20 protein-coding genes are annotated in these 18194 nt (G+C 66.6%); 6 read left to right on the top strand and 14 right to left on the bottom strand.

Translation table 11 applies throughout. The annotated features are described in order from the left end of the window. Positions 1–9: 9 nt before the first annotated feature. On the bottom strand, positions 10–504 hold the full coding sequence (locus AC56DV_RS11535; RefSeq protein ID WP_496314413.1) for an Ohr family peroxiredoxin: 495 nt from the start codon (positions 502–504) through the stop codon (positions 10–12). A 280-nt stretch (positions 505–784) separates the two neighbouring features. On the opposite strand from AC56DV_RS11535, the gene AC56DV_RS11540 reads away from it, so the two are divergent. Both AC56DV_RS11540 and AC56DV_RS11545 read left to right on the top strand, forming a co-directional pair. Next, a complete protein-coding gene (locus tag AC56DV_RS11540; RefSeq protein WP_496314414.1) occupies positions 785–1264 on the top strand; it encodes a carboxymuconolactone decarboxylase family protein in 480 nt (159 codons plus the stop codon). Positions 1265–1307: 43 nt separating this feature from the next. After that, the gene (locus AC56DV_RS11545; RefSeq protein WP_496314415.1) at positions 1308–1958 is read left to right on the top strand and encodes a LuxR C-terminal-related transcriptional regulator; all 651 of its coding nucleotides are present in this window, start codon (positions 1308–1310) and stop codon (positions 1956–1958) included. Here AC56DV_RS11545 and AC56DV_RS11550 read toward each other — a convergent pair. From AC56DV_RS11550 to AC56DV_RS11560, 3 genes are all read right to left on the bottom strand, one after another. Continuing rightward, positions 1942–2436 (bottom strand): Ohr family peroxiredoxin, encoded by a 495-nt coding sequence (locus AC56DV_RS11550; RefSeq protein ID WP_496314416.1) that lies wholly within the window; start codon positions 2434–2436, stop codon positions 1942–1944. The two genes, AC56DV_RS11545 and AC56DV_RS11550, sit on opposite strands and share 17 nt — an antisense overlap. Next, positions 2433–3176: an SDR family oxidoreductase gene (locus AC56DV_RS11555; protein ID WP_496314417.1), complete on the bottom strand. Its 744-nt coding sequence runs from the start codon at positions 3174–3176 to the stop codon at positions 2433–2435. Before AC56DV_RS11555 ends, AC56DV_RS11550 begins: the two co-directional genes overlap by 4 nt. 180 nt (positions 3177–3356) lie before the next feature. Further along, positions 3357–4331: a LysR family transcriptional regulator gene (locus AC56DV_RS11560; protein ID WP_496314418.1), complete on the bottom strand. Its 975-nt coding sequence runs from the start codon at positions 4329–4331 to the stop codon at positions 3357–3359. A gap of 69 nt (positions 4332–4400) precedes the next feature. Between AC56DV_RS11560 and AC56DV_RS11565 the strand changes: the two genes are divergently transcribed. Next, positions 4401–5414 (top strand): GlxA family transcriptional regulator, encoded by a 1014-nt coding sequence (locus AC56DV_RS11565; RefSeq protein ID WP_496314419.1) that lies wholly within the window; start codon positions 4401–4403, stop codon positions 5412–5414. A gap of 16 nt (positions 5415–5430) precedes the next feature. Here AC56DV_RS11565 and AC56DV_RS11570 read toward each other — a convergent pair whose 3' ends face one another. Further along, complete coding sequence (locus tag AC56DV_RS11570; protein ID WP_496314420.1) at positions 5431–6444, bottom strand: bestrophin family protein; 1014 nt, start codon at positions 6442–6444, stop codon at positions 5431–5433. A gap of 165 nt (positions 6445–6609) precedes the next feature. Here AC56DV_RS11570 and AC56DV_RS11575 point away from each other — a divergent pair, with 165 nt between their 5' ends. After that, positions 6610–7020 (top strand): cupin domain-containing protein, encoded by a 411-nt coding sequence (locus AC56DV_RS11575; RefSeq protein ID WP_496314421.1) that lies wholly within the window; start codon positions 6610–6612, stop codon positions 7018–7020. Positions 7021–7046: 26 nt separating this feature from the next. Here AC56DV_RS11575 and AC56DV_RS11580 read toward each other — a convergent pair whose 3' ends face one another. Further along, positions 7047–7790 carry an SDR family NAD(P)-dependent oxidoreductase gene (locus AC56DV_RS11580; protein ID WP_496314422.1) on the bottom strand — a complete coding sequence of 248 codons (744 nt, stop codon included), beginning with the start codon at positions 7788–7790 and terminating at the stop codon, positions 7047–7049. A gap of 135 nt (positions 7791–7925) precedes the next feature. Here AC56DV_RS11580 and AC56DV_RS11585 point away from each other — a divergent pair, with 135 nt between their 5' ends. Then, positions 7926–8819 carry an AraC family transcriptional regulator gene (locus tag AC56DV_RS11585; protein ID WP_496314423.1) on the top strand — a complete coding sequence of 298 codons (894 nt, stop codon included), beginning with the start codon at positions 7926–7928 and terminating at the stop codon, positions 8817–8819. Between the two features lie 3 nt (positions 8820–8822). On the opposite strand, the gene AC56DV_RS11590 is transcribed toward AC56DV_RS11585, so the two are convergent. From AC56DV_RS11590 to AC56DV_RS11605, 4 genes are read right to left on the bottom strand one after another with little or no spacing between them, the layout of a single operon-like run. Beyond that, complete coding sequence (locus tag AC56DV_RS11590) at positions 8823–9812, bottom strand: pyridoxamine 5'-phosphate oxidase family protein (RefSeq protein ID WP_496314424.1); 990 nt, start codon at positions 9810–9812, stop codon at positions 8823–8825. Next, positions 9809–11275 carry an efflux transporter outer membrane subunit gene (locus tag AC56DV_RS11595; protein ID WP_496314425.1) on the bottom strand — a complete coding sequence of 489 codons (1467 nt, stop codon included), beginning with the start codon at positions 11273–11275 and terminating at the stop codon, positions 9809–9811. Before AC56DV_RS11595 ends, AC56DV_RS11590 begins: the two co-directional genes overlap by 4 nt. Next, positions 11272–14436 carry an efflux RND transporter permease subunit gene (locus AC56DV_RS11600; protein WP_496314426.1) on the bottom strand — a complete coding sequence of 1055 codons (3165 nt, stop codon included), beginning with the start codon at positions 14434–14436 and terminating at the stop codon, positions 11272–11274. Before AC56DV_RS11600 ends, AC56DV_RS11595 begins: the two co-directional genes overlap by 4 nt. Before the next feature lie 14 nt (positions 14437–14450). Beyond that, the gene (locus AC56DV_RS11605) at positions 14451–15470 is read right to left on the bottom strand and encodes an efflux RND transporter periplasmic adaptor subunit (protein WP_496314427.1); all 1020 of its coding nucleotides are present in this window, start codon (positions 15468–15470) and stop codon (positions 14451–14453) included. Between the two features lie 399 nt (positions 15471–15869). Here AC56DV_RS11605 and AC56DV_RS11610 point away from each other — a divergent pair, with 399 nt between their 5' ends. Next, positions 15870–16499, top strand: a complete 630-nt coding sequence (locus AC56DV_RS11610) for a TetR/AcrR family transcriptional regulator (protein ID WP_496314428.1) — start codon at positions 15870–15872, stop codon at positions 16497–16499. A 14-nt stretch (positions 16500–16513) separates the two neighbouring features. Here the strand turns inward: AC56DV_RS11610 and AC56DV_RS11615 are convergent, their stop codons facing one another. From AC56DV_RS11615 to AC56DV_RS11630, 4 genes are all read right to left on the bottom strand, one after another. After that, positions 16514–17002: a DUF6644 family protein gene (locus tag AC56DV_RS11615; protein ID WP_496314429.1), complete on the bottom strand. Its 489-nt coding sequence runs from the start codon at positions 17000–17002 to the stop codon at positions 16514–16516. Next, a complete protein-coding gene (locus AC56DV_RS11620; protein ID WP_496314430.1) occupies positions 17002–17343 on the bottom strand; it encodes a DUF6152 family protein in 342 nt (113 codons plus the stop codon). The genes AC56DV_RS11615 and AC56DV_RS11620 overlap by 1 nt, the downstream gene beginning before the upstream one ends. Before the next feature lie 174 nt (positions 17344–17517). Continuing rightward, positions 17518–17685, bottom strand: a complete 168-nt coding sequence (locus AC56DV_RS11625; protein ID WP_496314431.1) for a hypothetical protein — start codon at positions 17683–17685, stop codon at positions 17518–17520. Between the two features lie 48 nt (positions 17686–17733). Next, on the bottom strand, positions 17734–18189 hold the full coding sequence (locus AC56DV_RS11630; RefSeq protein WP_496314432.1) for a (2Fe-2S)-binding protein: 456 nt from the start codon (positions 18187–18189) through the stop codon (positions 17734–17736). Positions 18190–18194 lie beyond the last annotated feature (5 nt).

Below are 18194 nucleotides of genomic sequence, written 5' to 3' on the forward strand. Positions count from 1 at the left end.
CGCCGTGGCCTACGTCACCAGCGTGATCACGTTCAGCAGCCCCTCGCGCGCCATCTTGGCGTAAGGGCACACCCGCTCGGCGTTGCGCACCAGTTCCTCCGCCGTGGCCTGGCGCAGGCCGGGCAGGCGGATCTTCACCTCCGCCGTGAGCAGGTACATGCCGTCCACCGGGTCGCGCGCGAAGGACACCGAGACCTCCACCGAGCACTCGGCCGGGCCCAGCCCGGCCTTTGCCGCCAGCAGGCAAAGCACGCCGTGGAAGCAGGCCGCGAAACCGGCCGCGAACAGCTGCTCCGGATTGGTGCCGCCGCCCGGCCCGCCCAGCTCCGGCGGCAGGCGCAGGGCCAGCTCCAGGTTGCCGTCGTCCGAACGCGCCACGCCTGAGGCGCGCCCGTGTCCGGCTTCGCCGCCCGTCACGGTGACCGCTGTGCTGTAGAGCGTCTGGATGTCCTGCCCGACGTATTTGTCGAGCAGCGATAAGGGCGGCGGCGCAAGCGGCTTCATTGGTGGTTGTCTCCTGGTTTTTGAACGCGCGGTGCGCGCGTGAATATGCGCTACGCGGCTCAGTCTAAGCCTGCGCCGGGCCGGCCGGTAGATCCGTACCGGGCGCCACAGTGTTGAGCGCCAGGCACCAATGGCCGGCGGCGGCTGGCCGATTGGTGCCTGGCGCTCACCAGCGTGCGGCCCGCCATGTGCCTACCGCCGCTGCCGGCGCGCTCCTAGAATGGTTCTGTACCGCAGGCTTCCGCAAGCGGACACCGACCCCACCAACCAGGAGATCATCATGACCCACCGTATTAACTACCAGGAGCAATCCCCGGAACTGTTCAAGAAGCTCGTCGAGCTCAACACCGTCATCAAGCAAGGCGCGATCGAAGAATCCATTCTCGACCTGGTGGCGGTCCGCGCTTCGCAGATCAACGGCTGCGGCTTCTGCGTGGACATGCACATCAAGCAGGCCACCATCCACGGCGAACGCCCGCTGCGCCTGCACCACCTGGCCGCGTGGCGCGAATCGACGCTGTTCATTCCGCGCGAACGCGCCGCGCTGGCGTGGACCGAAGTGCTGACCCGCCTGCCGGAACAGGGCGTGCCGGACGACATCTACGAGCGCGTGCGCACGCAGCTGTCCGAGAAGGAGCTGTCCGACCTGACCTTCGAGATCATGGCCATCAACGCGTGGAACCGCATCAACGTCGCCTTCAAGTTCGTGCCCGGTTCGTACGACAAGGCCTTCGGCCTGGATAAAGCCCACCTCGAATAACAGCTGTGGCGGGCATGTTCCCGCCTGCTGCCTGGAGCCCATCATGAACGCACCCATCTCTCTGTGTAGCGGCCGCGCCGCGGCCCACCGCACCAGGGTCTACCTGATGCACAGCTGTCCCATCGTCTGCGCCGGGCTGGGCGCCATGCTGGCCGGCCAGCCCGGCCTGGAAGTGAGCGCCCCGAGCGAATGGCCATGTACCGATGAAGCCTGCGTGGTGATCGCCGATTACGCGTCCGCCCTGCGCGCCGCGCGCGATTGCGGCGGGCCGGGCACGGAACGGGCCAGGCGGCTGCTGGTGGTCACGCAGCACGGCAAGGAAGGCGAAGTGCGGCTTGCGGTGGACAGCGGCGTGCACGGCTACCTGCTGCAGGAGGCCGACGCCGGCGAGCTGGTGGATTGCGTGCGCCTGCTCGGCATGGGCTGCCGCTATCTCGGCGCGGCCGCCAGCCGCAGCGTGGCCAACGCGCTGGGCCGCCCGTCGCTGACGCGGCGCGAGGCCGACGTGCTGTCCATCCTGTCGCGCGGCCACCCGGACAAGCTGATCGCGCGCGAATTGGGCATAGGCGTGGGCACGGTGAAGACCCACATGAAGCAGCTGATGCAGAAGTTCGAGGCGTCCACCCGCACGCAGGTGGTGCTGAGCGCGATGGAGCAGGGGCTGCTAACCGGCCAGCTCAGTCCACCAGCGTAACAACGCTGAGCAGCCCCTCGCGCGCCATCTTGGCGTAGGGGCAAACGCGCTCGGCGTTGCGCACCAGTTCTTCGGCGGCGGCCTGCTTCATGCCGGGCAGGCGCACCGTGAGCGCGGAAGTGAGCAGATACATGCCGTCCATCGGGTCGCGCGCGAAAGAGACGGACACCGCCACGGAAGCGCCGTCCGCTCCCAGGCCGGCCTTGGCCGACAGCAGGCTGATAACGCCGTGGAAGCAGGCCGCAAAGCCGGCCGCGAAAAGCTGTTCGGGATTGGTGCCGCCGCCCGGGCCGCCCAGTTCGGGCGGCAGGCGCAATGACAGATCGAGATTGCCGTCGTCCGAACGGGCCACGCCGGAGGCGCGCCCGTGTTCGGCCTCGCCCCCCGTCACCCGCACTGTCGTCGTGTACAAGGGCTGGATATCCTGCCCCACGTACTTATCGAGCAGCGAGAGTGGCGGCGGGGCGAGCGGCTTCATTTCTTTTGTAGCCAGCTCTGGATGGTGGCCGTGCCCAGGCGCGCCTTGCCGGCCGGGACCAGCGTGCGCTCGCCCAGCAGCGCGCCGAAATAGCGCGCGCCGGCATCGGCTTCCACCTTGCGCGGGTCGCCGATCGACACCAGATACTGCTGCACCAGGTCGGACAGCGGGAACGCTTCCGGACCTGCGATTTCCACCGTGCCGTTGACCGGTGCGGCGGTGGCGTAATCGGCCATGGCCAATGCCACGTCGTCCGACGAAATCGGCTGTACCAGGGCCGGCGACAGGCGCACGGTATTGCCGTCCGCGCCGGACTGCGCGATCCCGCCGAGGAATTCGAAGAACTGGGTCGAATGGACGATGGTGTAGGGCACCTTGGCTTCCTTGATCAATTTTTCCTGCGCTATCTTACCCCGGAAATAGCCGCTTTCGGCCAGCAGGTCGGTGCCCACCACCGACAGCGCGATATGGTGCTTCACGCCCGCCTCGGTTTCCGCCTTGAGCAGGTTGCGGCCGGAAGCCGTGAAGAAGGCCAGCACGTCGTCGTCCGCGAAGGACGGCGAGTTGGCCACGTCGATCACCACGTCGGCCCCGGCCAGCACGGCGGCCAGGCCTTCGCCGGTGACGGTGTTGACGCCGGAATTGGGCGAGGCGGCGATGGCTTCATGGCCGCGTTCCTGCAGGATCTTGATGGTTTTGCTGCCGATCAGGCCGGTACCACCGATGACGACGATTTTCATGATGAAGCTCCTTGTTCTGCATATGTCTGCATAAGTTGCGCTCAGGGCGGCTGAGGGACCCGGTTGCGGAGATCGCGGTACAAGGTCCAGTTTAGGCCGCGCATGGGGATGCCGGTAGGCCCGCGGATGGCCCCACAGCGGTGAGCGGCAGGCACCAATGGCGCGGGTTGGCAAGCGCAGTCAGGGCGGGGATAAATTGCCGATGCAGTACAGGTCCAGCGCGCGGATCTGCAGCGTGATGTAGTCGATGAAAACGCGGGTGCGGGTGGGCAGGTGGCGCCGGTTCAGGTAGCACAGATAGTGGCCCCGGTCGTCGGGCGCGTACTGCGGCAGCACCGCCACCAGCTGTCCGCCGCGCAGCAGCTCGCACACCTGGTAGCCGGCCAGTTGCGCCAGGCCTTCGCCGTTGAGCACCGCCTGCAGCACCAGGTCGGCGTCGTTGAAGGTGCAGGAGGCCTTGGGCTGCAGCGTGCGCGTCACGCCGCCCACCCTGAATTCCCATTCCTCCACGCGGCCGGAGGACTCCCGGTAGGTGATGCAGCGGTGCCGGGCGATGTCCTCCACGCTGTCCGGCAGGCCGTGCGCCTTGGCGTAGGCGGGCGAAGCGCACACCAGCAGCTGCATCGGGATCAGCTGCTTGGCCACCACCTGGCTGTCGTCCATGCGGCCGTTGCGGAAGGCCACGTCGACGCGCTTGGCGATGAAGTCGGTGGGATTGCTGTCCAACACAAGATCGACGGTGATGTCCGGGTACTGCGCGCGGAAGCCGCTCAGCAGCGGCGCCACCACCTTGCGCCCGAAGCCGGCCGTGGCGCACAGGCGCAGCTGGCCGCGCGGCGCGCCCGAGCGCAGGTCGCGCATTTCGTCCACCGCCTGTACGATGCGTTCCACGCCGGGGCTGCAATACTCGTAGAATAGCTGGCCTTCGCTGGTAAGCGTGGTGCTGCGCGTGGTGCGCAGGAACAAGCGGGTATCGAGCTGGGTTTCCAGCTTGAGGATGCTGCGGCTCACCGCCGAACGGCCGATGCCGAGGCGGTCCGCCGCCCTGGCGAAACTGCCTTCGGTGGCCACGGCGATAAACGCCACCACCCCGGCGTAGGTGGTGGCAAAGCTGGACGCGAGCGCGTCGGACTCTGCTGCGGAGAATGAATTCATGTTTTCCAGAGCACTATTCTGAGACAATATCGACAGGAAGTAGACTAAACCTGCAGGAGTAGTGAGTAAATGCCAAACAACGGTGATTTTCAGCCAACCGCACGGCGCCGGCCCCTGGTGCTATTCGTGGCCTTCCCCGGCCTGTGCATGCTGGACATGGCCGGCCCGCAAACCGTGTTCTGGTGCGCCGACCGCCTGATGCGGCAGCGCGGCCGTCCCGGCTACGCGCGCCACACGGTGAGCGTGGAGGGCGGGGCGGTGCCCACGCTGGAGGGCGTGCCCATGCTCACCGAGCCCCTGTCGGCGTTCCGTCCGCAAGACGTGGACACCGTCGTGGTGCCGGGCGCGCCCCATATCGAACAAGTGCTGGAACATGCGCAGCCGCTGGTGGACTGGCTGCGCGCGGCGGCGGCCACCACGCGCCGCACCACCTCCGTGTGCAGCGGCGCATTTGTGCTGGCGCAAGCAGGTTTGCTTGACGGCAAGCGCGCCGCCACGCACTGGGCATTGAGCGACCGCCTGAAAGAGTTGCATCCCACGGTGGAAATCGACCGCCAGGCCATCTTCGTGCGCCAGGGAGGCATCTGGACCTCGGCCGGCGTCACCGCCGGCATCGACCTGGCGCTGGCGCTGGTGGAAGCGGACTGCGGGCGCGACGTGGCGCTGGAAGTGGCGCGCGAACTGGTGGTGTTCGTCAAGCGGCCGGGCGGGCACGCGCAGTTCAGCGCCTTGCTCGAATCGCAAGCGCGCGACGGCGACAAGTTCGAGGCGCTGCACTTGTGGATCGCCGACAACCTGGGCAACGCCAGCCTGACGGTGGACGAGCTGGCCCGGCGCGTGCTCATGAGCCCGCGCAATTTCTCGCGCGTGTACCGGGAAACCACCGGCCGCACGCCGGCCAAGGCGGTGGAAATGTTCCGGCTGGAGGCGGCGCGCCGCATGCTGGAAGACTCCAGCCGCAATATCGACCAGATCGCGCGCGACTGCGGCTTCGGCGACGAGGGCCGCATGCGGCAGTGCTTCCAGCGCAACCTGTCCGAATCGCCCAGCGCCTACCGCGAACGCTTCAGCAGCGCGGCCTGAGGCTTCCTTCGCCACGTCACAGGACGATGGCGTGGCGCGCCGGCGCTGCATCGTCCGGCGGCGCTTGCTCCCCGAGCAGCACGCGCAGGTCGCCCTCGATCTGGCGGCAGATATGCGTGATCGGCACGTCGTTGGCGCCGCCCTCGAAGGGATTCTCGGTGCTCTCGCCCACCTGGTCCAGCGCCACATACATCCACGCCACCAGCACGCTGAAGGGAATCGCCAGCCACGCCATGTGTCCGGCCAGCGCGCCGCCCACCACCTCATTGAGCTTGTCGAATTCCCTCACCACCCCCAGCGGCAGCAGCGCGGCGAAGATCCACACGAACAAAGTGTGGATGACGGCGTACTGGCGCGGGTAGGGGAAGTTCTTGATGCGCTCGGCGCGGCTGTGCAGGTCGATCAGCTCCTTCAGCGTCTTTTGCATCTCGGCGTGCTGCAGCACCGGGATCGCCTGGCTGGCGAACAGCTCCTTGATGGCGCTGCTTTGCATGCCGATCAGCGTCAGCGCGGGCTGGCGCGAGCGGGCCAGCTGCAGCGCGCTGCCGTCCGGCAGGTAGCTGCGCAGCGCCGACTCCAGCGGCACGTCATGTTCAGGCACCGTATAGCATTTGGCGCGGTACTCGAAGTTGTACCGGTTGGCCGCCGCCTCCCACACGCGCGCGGTGCGCAGCTGGTAGCGCACGCAGGCCAGCCACGCCAGGTGGCGCTGTACCAGCTCGCGCGCCGCCTGCGGCATGCCGGTGAAGTCGCGGCTGATCAGGCCCCAGTAGCGGCTGATGCTGGCGATGCTGCTCCACACCTGCTGCGCCTCCAGCGTGCGGTTGTAGGTTTGCGCGTTCTTGAATCCCACGATGAACGAGGCCGCGGTGCCGAGCAGCGCCGCCACCGCCCACGGTATGGCCAGCCAGCGCCACTCCAGCAGCTGGTAGGCCGCCACCTGCGCGGTGGACAGCGCCAGCAGGATATAGGTCTTGCGCCGCGTCCAGCGCAGGAATTCGGCCAGGCCGTAAGATCGTCCGATGTGCATGATGTGTTCCGGGTGCGTGGGATGAGTCCAGTATCACACGCGCGGCGCGCCTTGATTGGTGCCTGCTGCTCACCAGCGTGGGGCCCGCCGCGTGCCTACCGGCGGCGCTGGCGCGCTCCTAGAATGAATCCAGCAGCATCCCCGTCACCCAACTGGAGAACCACCATGAACATCAAGAAAATTGCCCTCGGCCTGTGCCTGAACGCAGCCATGATCCTGGCCATACCCGTGGCGCAGGCGGCGCCCGGCGGCGTATCGGTCAAGCCCCTCATCAACAAGGACGTGCCCGAGTCGCCCGGCAAGGAACTGCAGATGATCTCCGTGGAATACGCCCCCGGCGGCGAGGACCCGGTGCACCGCCACGACGCGCACGGCATCGTCTACGTGCTGGAAGGCTCCATCGTCATGGGCGTCAAGGGCGGCAAGGAAGTCACGCTGAAACCGGGCGACACCTTCTACGAAGGCCCCGCCGACCTGCACACCGTGGGCCGCAACGCCAGCAAGACCAAGCCCGCCAAGTTCGTCGTCTTCCTGCTGAAGGAGAAGAGCAAGCCGGTGCTGATCCCGGTGCCGTGATGCCATAGGCCGGTTTCGTTGCGCTTTCAGATGATATAGCCGCCACCGACTTCGATCGACTGCGCATTAACCCAGCCGCTGTCGCCGGAGAGCAGGCTGGCGATCACGCGGCCCACATCGTCCGGCTCGCCCACGCGGCCCAGGGCGGTCTGGGACGCGAGCAGGGTCTCGAATTCGTCATTCAGGCCGCCCCCCAGCTCCGTGCGGATCGCGCCCGGGGAGACGGCGTTGGCGCGGATGCGCCGCCCGCCGAACTCCTTGGCCATGTAGCGCGTGAGCACTTCCAGCCCGCCCTTGAAGGCCGCGTAGGGCGCCACCCCGGCCGTGGCCACGCGCGTCGTGGCGCTGGTCAGGTTCACGATGCTGGCGCCGTCGGCCAGCAGCGGCAGCAGGGCTTGCGTGAGGAAGAACGGGCCCTTCAGGTGTACGTTCATCAGTCCATCGAACTGCGCTTCGGTCACGCTGGCCAGTGGATTGAACAGCCCGTAGCCGGCGTTGTTCACCAGCCCGTCCAGCGTGGTGCGGCCCCAGGCCGATTGCAGTACCGCGCGCACCTGCCCGCGGAAGGCGGGAAAACTGCCCGTGTCGGCCACGTCCAGTTCCAGGGCAACGGCCTTGCCGCCGCCGTCTTCGATCTGCCGCACCACCGCGTGCGCCGCGTCCGCCTTGCTCTTGTAGGTCAGGATAACACCCATGCCCCGCTGGGCGCTTTGAATGGCCGCGCTGGCTCCGATGCCCCGGCTGCCGCCGGTGATGATGATGACGCTCATGTGGTGTTCCTTGTTGGTTGGGAGGTCCACATGGTAGCCAGCGCGCCTGCTGTGGACCTGTGCATTCCTGCCTCAATCCTGCCTATTTCTGCTTTTGCCTTGCGCCGCCGGCTTTTTTGCGGTTAGATGCGGGCTATGAAGAATCAACTGGATGAGCTGCGCAGCATTGCGGGAAGCGCGGGTGGCGGACGCGTGGAGACGGGCATTCCGCGCGTGGCCATGGTGCAGGGCGCGGTTCCTGAGCATCAGCTGGCTGCCGTGTACGAGCCGATGGTCAACCTGATCCTGCAAGGCGGCAAGTCGATGACAGTCGGCGAGCTCACCCTCGACTATGATCCGGCCACCTACTTTGTCATGTCGATCGACCTGCCGGCAGTGGGCGTGGTGCGTCCGGCGCCGTCCGGCGCGCCGTACCTGGCGGTGGCGTTGACGCTGGACCCCGCCGTTCTCGCCACCCTGATCGCGGACTTGCCTGAAACCGCCGCCGGCGAACGGGCTGCGGCCATGGGCTTTTCCGTCGCCGGGGTGACCCCTGAGCTGATGGACGCCTGGGTACGCATGCTGCGGCTGATGGGCAAGCCCGGCGAGATTGCGGCGCTGGCGCCCGCGTATGAGCGGGAGATACTGTATCGCGTGCTGCAGGGGCCGCACGGCTGGATGCTGCGCGACATCGCCACGCCGGACAGCGCCATGGCCAGGGTCAGCGCCGCCATCCAGTGGATACGGCGTGACTTCGATCAGCCGCTCCGGGTGGAGGCGCTGGCGGAAAGGGCGTCCATGAGCGTGTCCTCGTTCCACCGCCACTTCAAGGCCGTGACGGCGCTTAGCCCATTGCAGTTCCAGAAGCGCCTGCGCTTGCTGCAGGCCCGCTCGCTGCTGGTCAGCGGCGGCAAGAGCGTCACTGCCGCCGCATTCGACGTTGGCTACGAGAGCGCCACCCAGTTCAGCCGCGAATACGCGCGCGCCTTCGGCCTGCCTCCGGCACGGGATGCGGAGCGCATCCTGGCAGGCATAAGAACGGCGGCATAGGCCCTACATGGCGCGGTCCGCCTGCTGCCAGGTGCCGGTGGCAGTGAGCAGCGGCCAGTAGGTCGGCTTCGACCAGCGGATCGGCAAGGAATTTGCCACACGCCGCACGCCCGCCACCCGCAGGCGCAGCAGCCGTTCCGCCCCTTTGAAGGCTGCGAGCTCGGGACCTTCCCACACCAGGCTGCTGGTGCAGCTGACCTGCAAATAGTCGCCGGACGCAAAATCGATGAACAGCAGGCCGGCGCGTGGATCGAGGTGCAGGTTGCCCAGCGTCTGGTAGAAGCGGTTGCCGGGGAAATCCGGGAGCAGCAGGGTGTGCCCGTCCTGGACCCGCACGAAGCCAGGCCGGCCGCCCCGATGGGAGACATCCGCGCCCGCCGCCGCTGCATTCGGCATGCCGGGCGATGCGGCGGCGTTGCTTGCGATGAAGAGCGTGTCCGCAGCTTCGATGAGGCGGCAGTCGGCCTGGGTCAAGCGCTGGTACTCCCGGACGTCCGGCGGGCCGGGCAGGTCGACGAATGCCGGTTCGCGTTGCTGGATGTACTGCGGGCAGTTGCCGAAGCTTTGGCCGACGGCGACGGAGAAGCCTCCGCCGTCCATCGAGCTCACCGTGCCGTTCATCCGGTTGCGCCGCCGCGTCGGCAACTCGATGCCCAACAGGCCCAGGCGGGAACCAACGCGCAGGTTGTCCCCGAGTACGTCGCCGGGCAGCGCTTTCGTGTTGACGCGCAGCGTTCGGGCGTCGGGGCTGTGCATAAAACCGGGCTTGCCCGCCAGTATCGATGCCCAAGGCTGGCCGCGCTCGTCCACACTGCCGGCCATCACGAACGGCAGTTGCTGATAGAACTCGCGGTGCTGATCGGGCATGTGGTCGCGGATGAAGCGCTGTCCCATCGCAGCCGATGCCGCCAGCGCTCCCGCCCGTTCCTGTATGGCTAGCTCGCCGGCGTGGAACGGGGATGTTTCCGGCGATGTGTTGGGTGGCGTATTCACAATTGCTCCTTCATGGAATGGGCTGCGATGGTTGGCGTGGCGTCCCAGCCGCCGCCCATGGCACGGAACACCGCTACAGCGGCTCTCGCGGTGGCCGAGCGGGACGCGTCAAGCTGATCGCGCGCCGCCAGCAGTTGCTGGTCGGCCAGCAGCACGTCGGTCAGCGTGATCGTGCCCGCGCGATAGGCGCGCTCCGAAAGATCGCGCGCTTTGTCCAGGGCCTTGACCTGGTCGTCGATCTGCCGCGCATGGATCTGCGTCTGCGCCAGCGTGGCGAACGCGTTTTCGACATCCTCCGCTGCCCGCAACACGGACTTCCGGTACAAGGCGAGCGCTTCCGAGTTGGCGCCTTTGGCTTGCGCCACTTCCGCGTCCACCCTGCCGAAATCGAACAGTCTCCAGCGCAGCATGCCCCCGCCGGCGGCCTGGAAAGCGCTGGAGGCGAACAGCTTGCCGCCGTTGCTGCTGTCGAATCCAAAGAGGCCGGACAGCGACAGCTTGGGATAGTAGTCCGACATCGCCGCTCCTATCCGCTCGCTGGACGCCGCCAGGCGGCGCTCTGCTGCAATGACATCCGGCCGCCGGCGCAGGACCTGGACCGGTTCGGCGCCGGACGGCACGGCCGGAATGCCGGCGATAGGCCGAATCTCGCGCAAGTCGCTGGAGTAGCTTCCCGGCTGCACACCCATGAGCAGGTCCAGGCGGTTCAACTGAAGCTCCAGCGCGATGCGCAGCTGCGGCACGGTGGCGCGTGCCGACTTGACGAGGGCGTCCGCCTGCGCCACCTCCAGCCCTTGCGCGGCGCCGGCGCTGTAGCGTCTCTGCACCAGTTTCAGCAGCTGTTCGTCGGTCTCGATCTGCTTTTCAGCGATGGCAATGCGGGCTTGATAGCCCCGGATCTGAAAGTAGGCATCGGCGGCGTCGGCCGCGACCATCACGCGGATGGCGGCGTGATCGGCTTCTGCTGCTTGCGCCTCGTTGCCGGCGGCCGTCGCGCTGCGGCGCAGGCTGCCAAACAGGTCGGCTTCCCAGCTGGCTGCGGGACCAAGCGCCAGCTCGTGGAAGTTGCGCCTGAATCCCGGACTGCCGGCGGCGATGGCGGCCGCCGGGGTCTGCAGGCTCTGGCGGAAGGCAAAGGCCGACGCGTTCAAGTCCGCCCTGGGCAGCAGCGCCGCGTCGGCGCCGCCGGCCAGTGCGCGCGCCTGGCTGACGCGGGCGAGGGCTGCCGCCAGGTCCAGGTTCTGTTCGAGCGCGCGCTCGATGATCTTGACCAGCGCGGGATCGTCGAAGCCGCGCCACCACCTGTCCAGCGAGGGGGAGTCTACAGGCGCGCCGGCACGGAACGGCGCCAGCTTCATTTCCGGGGCATGGTAGTCCGGCCCGACAGCGCAGGCCGACAGCGCGGCACTGATGAACAGGCCGGTGGCCGCTGGCCTGGCGAGGGTGAAGGCAAAGTGTTTCAAGTCGTGCTCCTGGTTTTGATGAGCGCGCCGGCGAAGCCGCGCATTTTGCGCACCATGGTGTAGAAAGCCGGCGTGAACAGCAGGCCAAAAATGGTGACCCCCAGCATGCCGAAAAAAACGGTGGTGCCCAGCGACTGGCGCATTTCGGCGCCGGCGCCGCTCGCCACCACGAGGGGGGCCACGCCGGCAATGAAGGCGAGCGAAGTCATCAGGATCGGGCGCAGGCGGACCTTTGCCGCCTCCACCGAGGCCTCTTCGGCGCCGACGCCGTCCTCGTCCTGCCGCTGCTTGGCAAACTCCACGATGAGGATCGCATTCTTTGCCGCGAGGCCGACCAGCACCACGAAGCCGATTTGCGCCAGTACGTCAATCGGCATGCCGCGGATGGCCAGGCCGGAAGAGGCGGCCAGCAAACACATCGGCACGATCAGGACGATAGCCAGCGGGATGCGCCAGCTCTCGTATTGCGCGGCAAGCACGAGGAAGACGAACAAGGCCGAGGCGGCAAAGATCGCCAGCGTGGGAACGGATTGCTGTTCCTGCTGGTGGGCCAGGTCGGTCCACTCGAACGTCATGCCGGGCGGCAGCACTTGTTTGGCCAGCTCGGCCATGCGTTTCATCGCCGCGCCGGACGATACGCCGGGCGCGGCGGCGCCCAGGATCTCGGATGCGGGGTACAGGTTGTAGCGCGGCACGCGATAGGGCGCGGTATCGTTCCTGAAGCTGGCCACCGTGCCCAGCGGGACCATCTCGCCGTGCGCGTTCCTCACCTTCAGGCGCGCGATGTCTTCCGGCGTCTTGCGGGCCGACTCGTCGCTTTGGGCGATGACCTGGTAGGTGCGGCCCAGGTAATTGAAATCGTTGACGTACTGCGAGCCGAGGTACATCTGCATGGTGGAGAACACGTCGCTTGGCGTCAGTCCGACCTTTTCCGCTTTCAGGCGGTCGATATCGGCGTACACGGATGGCGAGCCGGCGTTAAAGAGCGTAAATGCGCCGCCGAATGCCGGGTCCTTGTTGGCTGCCGCGACCAGGCTGTTGGTTGCGTTGGCCAGGGCTTGCGGCCCCAGGCCGGCGCGGTCTTCCACCATCAGCTTGAAACCGCCTGCCGCGCCCAAACCCTGGATGGGCGGCGGCTGGATCACGACGACATAGGCGTCCTTGACGACGGAAAGGCGCTCGCGCAGCCGTTCCAGCATCGCCGCCGCATTGACGCCCGGGATGTGTTCGCCGTACAGGGAGGGCAGCGACGTGAAGACGGTGCCCACATTCGGCGCCACAGTCGACGTGGCGACGTCAAAGCCGCTGGTGGCCGAAGTGTGCGCCACACCGGGCGTCTTCAGGGCGATGTCGTTCACTTGCCGTATCACTTCGTCGGTGCGCGACAGGCTGGCGCCCGGCGGCAGCTGCACGATGACGGCGAGGTAGCCGATATCCTGGTCTGGAATGAAGGCGGTGCCCATGCGGGACATCTGCAGGCCTGCGGTGGCGATCAGCGCAAAGTAGGCGATCAGCATGACGGCCGTGGCGCGAACGAAGCGGGCCGTGATCCTGCCGTACCTGGCCGACAGCCATTCGAAGCCGCTATTGAAACGCGAGAAGAACGGCATCAGCCGGCGCGCCAGGCCATCCGGTTCTTCGTGCTGCTTGCCGGCTTGATGGGCCTTGAGCAGCACGGCGCACAGGGCGGGGCTGAGCGTGAGCGACACGAAACAGGAGATCACCGTGGACGCGGCAATGGTGATGGCGAACTGTTTGAAGAACAGGCCGGAAATGCCGGGGATGAACGCCACCGGAACAAACACCGCGCACAGCGTGAGGGCAATCGCGATCAAGGCACCGGACACTTCTTCCATCGTGCGGTGCGCGGCATCGGCGGGGGACATGCCGACGGCCATGTTGCGCTCGACGTTTTCCACCACCACGATGGCGTCGTCGACGACGATGCCGACCGCGAGCACCAGCCCGAACAAGGACAGATTGTTGATCGATGCGCCGCACATCATGAGCACCGCAAAGGTACCGATCAGCGAGATCGGAATGGCGACCACCGGGATGATGGTTGCGCGCCAGTTCTGCAGGAACAGATACACCACGATGACGACCAGGACGATCGCTTCGATGATGGTGGAAATCACCTGCTTGATCGATTGGCTGACGAAGTTGGTCGGGTCGTAGATCCGCATGTAATCCACGCCAGGCGGGAAATTCTTTTTGAGCTCCTCCATCTTTGCCCACACGGCGTGCTGCACTTCCACCACGTTGGCGCCGGGCGTGGCAATCACCCACCAGGGCGCGGCAGGATGCTGGTCGGCGTAGGCAATCGAACCATAATCGGCCGAGCCGAGCTCCACCCGGCCGATATCGCGGATGCGCGTCACGCGGCCCTGGGCATCGGACTTGACGATGATATCGGCGAACTGTTCCGGCGTCGTCAGGCGCCCCAGCGCTTCCACGTTGATTTGGTAGGCGCCGTCGCTGGCAATCGGCGGACGGTTCAGCACCCCGGCCGACACCTGCGCATTCTGCGCGCGCAGCGAACCCAGGATGTCATTGGCGCTGAGACTGTGGGCGGCAGCCTTGTCCGGATCGATCCACACCCGCATCGCGTACTGCCGCTCGCCCAGCACCCAGAAGTCGGCCACGCCGGGCAAGCGCGCAATTTCGTCGCGCACGCTCAGCATATAGTTCGACAAATAGGTAGGGCTGCGCGATCCGTCGGGCGAGTAGACGTGCACGCCCAGCAACAACGCCTGGATGGTCTTCTTGACCTGCACGCCTTGCAGCTGGACTTCCTGCGGCAGGCGCGACAAGGTGTCCTGCACCCGGTTGCGCGTCAGCATGAGCGCAGTGTTGGGATCCGTGCCCACTTTGAAGATCACGGTCGTGGCCAGCCGGCCGTCGCCGGTGGACTGGCTGGTGATGTAGTCCATGTTCTCGACCCCGTTGACGGCTTGCTCCAACGGCGTTGCCACCGTGCGCGCCACGGTTTCCGCCGATGCGCCGGGGAAGCTGGTTGTGATCTGTATCGTCGGCGGCACAATGTCCGGATATTGCGCCACCGGCAGGAAGAGCATCGCCGCGAGGCCGGCGAGCGCGATGAAGATATTGATGACCGTCGCGAAGCGCGGCCGCTCAATGAAGAAATGGGCAAGTTTCATGGCCTGTCTCCGCCTCAAGCGCCGCCGGATGCGGCTTTGATCGCGCCGTCTTTCGGCGCCACCCTGGTCCCCGGCGCGGCGGCGGGGATGCCGTCGATGATGACTTTGTCCTTCGGATCCAGCCCGGCGCGGATGACGCGCAAGCCGTCCCGCAGTTCGCCGATCTCCACCACCTTTTGCTTGACGATGGAGTCCGCGCCCACCGTCAGCACCATGCGGTTGGCCTGGTCGTTCAGCACGGACGCGTCGGGCACGAGCAGGGTCGGCGCCGGCTTGGAAACGGCAAGACGCACGCGCGCGAAGGTGCCGGGCGTGAGCAGGCCATCCGGATTGGCGACCACGGCACGGGCGTGTATGGTTCCGCTTGAACGGTTCAGCGCGTTGTCGATGAAGTTCAGCGTGCCTTCGCGCTCATAGGTTTTCTCGTCGCTCAACGCAATCTGCACCTTGCTCGAGACGGCGCCTTTGTCCTTGCTGCGCTCGCGCACGATGGCCATGTAGTCGGCTTCGCTGATGTCAAAGTCCAGGTACACCGGGTCCGACGACACGAGCGTGGTCAGCAGCGTGGTTGGGCCGCTGCCGGCGCGATTGCCGGAAACCAGGTTGCCCACCGAGACCTGGTGATTGCCGATACGTCCCGTAAAGGGGGCGGTGATGCGGGTGCGGTCCAGATCGAAGCGCGCGTCGCGGATCAGCGCACTGGCGGCATCGACAGCAGCCTGGGCGGCGCGCTTCTCGGCCTGCCGCTGGTCGACATTCTGTTCGCTGCCGGCATCCTCATTGCGCAGCGTTTGCGCGCGTGCCAGTTCCCGGTTCGCCAGGTCCAGCCGCGCGTGCGCTGTCTCAAGCTGGGCTTGTGCCTGGCTCAGCCTGATCTCGTAGGGGCTGGGATCGATCACAAACAGCAGATCGCCCTTGCGGACGATATCGCCGTCCTTGAAGTGGATTTCGGCCAGCATGCCGCCGACCTGCGCGCGCAGTTCCACGTGCCGGGTGGCCGAGAACTGTCCCAGGAAGCCGATCTGCGGCGCCATGTCGCGCTGGAGCGGGGGACTGACCGCAACCACGGGCGCGGGCGGGCTCGGGGGCGCTGCGGCAGTTGAGCTCTGCGTTTGCAGCATGGCACCGGCAACCGCCGCCACCGCGACGATTGCGGCGGACCCAGCCCAGGCGCGCTTGCGCAGGGCACGGTTGCGGCGAGGCCCATCCGATGCGGCCTCAGGCGAATGGATGTCGTGATTCATCATGCGTTCTCTTTTCTCAATGTTGTCGACCGATACGCCTGTCCCGGCCATCTTGATTTTTAGATGATCGGACTGCACTATCGTTTTTTAAAGATAAATGCGATCATCTATAAAGTCAAGGATAGAGGTTGATGTTTCACTATGTGCCGTCACCGTGCTATACTGGATCCATCATTTAGGAGCGAGAGCATGAAGCGATCGAAAGCAGATACTGCCGAAACGCGTAAGCGCATCATCAAATCGGCTGCGCAAGCCTTCAAGAGCAACGGCATAGAAGGCACGGGCGTGGCGGAGATCATGGCGGCGGCCGGCCTGTCGCATGGCGGCTTCTATCGGCACTTCTCTTCAAAAGAGCAGCTGATTGCCGAAGCCTGCGCGGTTGAAATGGATTACTTCGTCTGCACGGCAGGCGAGGGCGCGGAGCCTGGGGCGGAGGCATTCATCCGGCATATCGAGAAATTCCTGTCGGCCGAGTACCGCGACGACAAAGTGATTGGCTGTCCCATCGTTGCCATGGGAAGCGAATTGACCCGTGCCGACGCCGGTACGCGCCACGCCGTCTCGCGCGGCTACGAGCAACTGATCGATATCGTTGCCAAATGGCTGTCGGGGACCGATGATGCGGCGGCGCGCGACGACGCCATGTTCACGCTGTCTTCCATGGTGGGGGCGATGACGATGTCACGCATCATGGACAATCCAGGGTTGTCGGATCACATGCTGGACGTGGCGAAAAAGCGCCTGGCGGACTTGCTGGCCCAGCGCCAGAACGCCAACAAACGCGTGCTCGACCAGTCGGCGCAAGCCAGCCTGGCCTGACAACGAAGCGGTGATTACACGTAGGCCAGCATGCGGCCGCAGGCGATCACCGAAATCCACAGCAGCAGCGACAGCGCCGCCTGTGCCCGCGCCGGCGGCGGGGCGGGGCGCTCCACGTTCCAGGCCGCCACGCTGCGGTACACGCCGGCGTGGAAGCCGGCAGCGTTCAGGCCGGCCGCAGCCAGCAGCGCCAGCTTCAGCCTGAACACGGGATTGGCGATGAATTCCAGCGGCTGGGAAGAGAACAGCAGCACGCCGGCCGGCACTACCAGCAGCAGGCTGGCCAGCGCCCAGCGCAGCAGATGCCGGCCCAGCTCCCGCACCGGCAGCGTGCGCGCGCAGCCCAGCACGCGCAGGTCGAACAGCGCGACGGCGCCCACCAGCACGGCAAAGCCGGCGATGTGCACGGTTTCAACGATGGGATACAGCCACAGGTGCTCGCGCATCGCCTGCGACAGCGGCGTCGACGCCAGCCATTCGGCGGCGCCGGCCACCAGCGGCATCAGCGCAGCTCCGTGGTCTTGCCGGCCAGGGTGATGCGTTCGGCGCGCAGTTCGTCGCCCTTGCTGCGGTGCGGATAGCCCATCACGCTGGCCTGCTTGCCGGCCGCCAGCGCCTCCTTGTCCAGCCCCCGGCTTTCCATGCGCGACGGCGGCGCCAGCACCACGGTCCAGCTCTGGGTCTCGGTTTTCAGGCGCACGAAGCCGTGCGGATGCGAATAGCCCGCCTCCTCGATGGTGCCGTTCAGCGTCAGCGGCCGCTGCGCGTCATATTCGCTCCAGCCGTGGTGGGCCAGGGCCGATGTCGCCGCAAATGCGGCCAGCAAGAACCATTTTCTCATCATGCTCTCCCGAAACAGGTTGGCGTCAGGTGACGAGGCGATTCTACGCCGTCTCCGGGAAGAGGGCGCATGCCTCGCGCCGGCACTGGGGAGGTCGGCAACGCTGTTGGCCGCCGCCCAGTCCGCCGACGGGACGCTGCACAGCTGCTTGCGCGTGGACGCCGGTTCGAAGAACATTTAGTCGGGGCAAGGCATGCCGGCGGCGGCCCATTGTTCCAGCGCGCGCACGAAGTCCTGGTGCGGCATGGGAGGCAGGGTGCGGCTGGTGAAGTCCTTCTGGCGCGGCGCCTCGGCCTGGTGGCAGTTCACGCAGAGCGGCGTGGGCCGGTACTGTAATCGCGGCAATCGCGGCAAGCGCTGCTTGCCCGGCGCGTCCCATCGGCAGCCGGCCGGTCATGCCTGTCCCGCCGCTTTGTGGATGGCGGCGCGGATGCGCGGATAGGTGCCGCAGCGGCAGATGTTGCCGGACATGGCCTGGTCGATGTCCTTGTCGGTGGGTTTCGGTATCGCCCGCAGCAGGGCGGTGGCCGCCATGATCTGGCCGGACTGGCAGTAGCCGCACTGCGGCACGTCGAGCTCCGCCCAGGCCTGCTGCACGCGCTTGCCCACCGGCGTGGCGCCGACCGCCTCGATGGTGGTGATCCTTTTTCCCACCGCGGCCGATGCCGGCATGACGCAGGCGCGCGTGGGCTGGCCGTCGATATGCACTGTGCAAGCGCCGCACAGCGCCATGCCGCAGCCGAACTTGGTGCCCGCCATGTGCAGCTCGTCGCGCAGCACCCACAGCAGCGGAGTGTCCGGTTCGGCCTGGACTTTGGTGGACTTGCCGTTGATGTTCAAAGAAATCATGTCTG

The organism is Massilia sp. BGA-UO-ETr-WB1 (assembly GCF_059567845.1).

What these genes read in the sequence shown, in the direction of transcription:
- AC56DV_RS11535 (WP_496314413.1), bottom strand. Translation starts at nt 504, where the DNA reads ATGAAGCCGCTTGCGCCGCCGCCCTTATCGCTGCTCGACAAATACGTC.
- AC56DV_RS11540 (WP_496314414.1), top strand. Translation starts at nt 785, where the DNA reads ATGACCCACCGTATTAACTACCAGGAGCAATCCCCGGAACTGTTCAAG.
- AC56DV_RS11545 (WP_496314415.1), top strand. Translation starts at nt 1,308, where the DNA reads ATGAACGCACCCATCTCTCTGTGTAGCGGCCGCGCCGCGGCCCACCGC.
- AC56DV_RS11550 (WP_496314416.1), bottom strand. Translation starts at nt 2,436, where the DNA reads ATGAAGCCGCTCGCCCCGCCGCCACTCTCGCTGCTCGATAAGTACGTG.
- AC56DV_RS11555 (WP_496314417.1), bottom strand. Translation starts at nt 3,176, where the DNA reads ATGAAAATCGTCGTCATCGGTGGTACCGGCCTGATCGGCAGCAAAACC.
- AC56DV_RS11560 (WP_496314418.1), bottom strand. Translation starts at nt 4,331, where the DNA reads ATGAATTCATTCTCCGCAGCAGAGTCCGACGCGCTCGCGTCCAGCTTT.
- AC56DV_RS11565 (WP_496314419.1), top strand. Translation starts at nt 4,401, where the DNA reads ATGCCAAACAACGGTGATTTTCAGCCAACCGCACGGCGCCGGCCCCTG.
- AC56DV_RS11570 (WP_496314420.1), bottom strand. Translation starts at nt 6,444, where the DNA reads ATGCACATCGGACGATCTTACGGCCTGGCCGAATTCCTGCGCTGGACG.
- AC56DV_RS11575 (WP_496314421.1), top strand. Translation starts at nt 6,610, where the DNA reads ATGAACATCAAGAAAATTGCCCTCGGCCTGTGCCTGAACGCAGCCATG.
- AC56DV_RS11580 (WP_496314422.1), bottom strand. Translation starts at nt 7,790, where the DNA reads ATGAGCGTCATCATCATCACCGGCGGCAGCCGGGGCATCGGAGCCAGC.
- AC56DV_RS11585 (WP_496314423.1), top strand. Translation starts at nt 7,926, where the DNA reads ATGAAGAATCAACTGGATGAGCTGCGCAGCATTGCGGGAAGCGCGGGT.
- AC56DV_RS11600 (WP_496314426.1), bottom strand. Translation starts at nt 14,436, where the DNA reads ATGAAACTTGCCCATTTCTTCATTGAGCGGCCGCGCTTCGCGACGGTC.
- AC56DV_RS11605 (WP_496314427.1), bottom strand. Translation starts at nt 15,470, where the DNA reads ATGGCGCCGCAGATCGGCTTCCTGGGACAGTTCTCGGCCACCCGGCAC.
- AC56DV_RS11610 (WP_496314428.1), top strand. Translation starts at nt 15,870, where the DNA reads ATGAAGCGATCGAAAGCAGATACTGCCGAAACGCGTAAGCGCATCATC.
- AC56DV_RS11615 (WP_496314429.1), bottom strand. Translation starts at nt 17,002, where the DNA reads ATGCCGCTGGTGGCCGGCGCCGCCGAATGGCTGGCGTCGACGCCGCTG.
- AC56DV_RS11620 (WP_496314430.1), bottom strand. Translation starts at nt 17,343, where the DNA reads ATGATGAGAAAATGGTTCTTGCTGGCCGCATTTGCGGCGACATCGGCC.
- AC56DV_RS11630 (WP_496314432.1), bottom strand. Translation starts at nt 18,189, where the DNA reads ATGATTTCTTTGAACATCAACGGCAAGTCCACCAAAGTCCAGGCCGAA.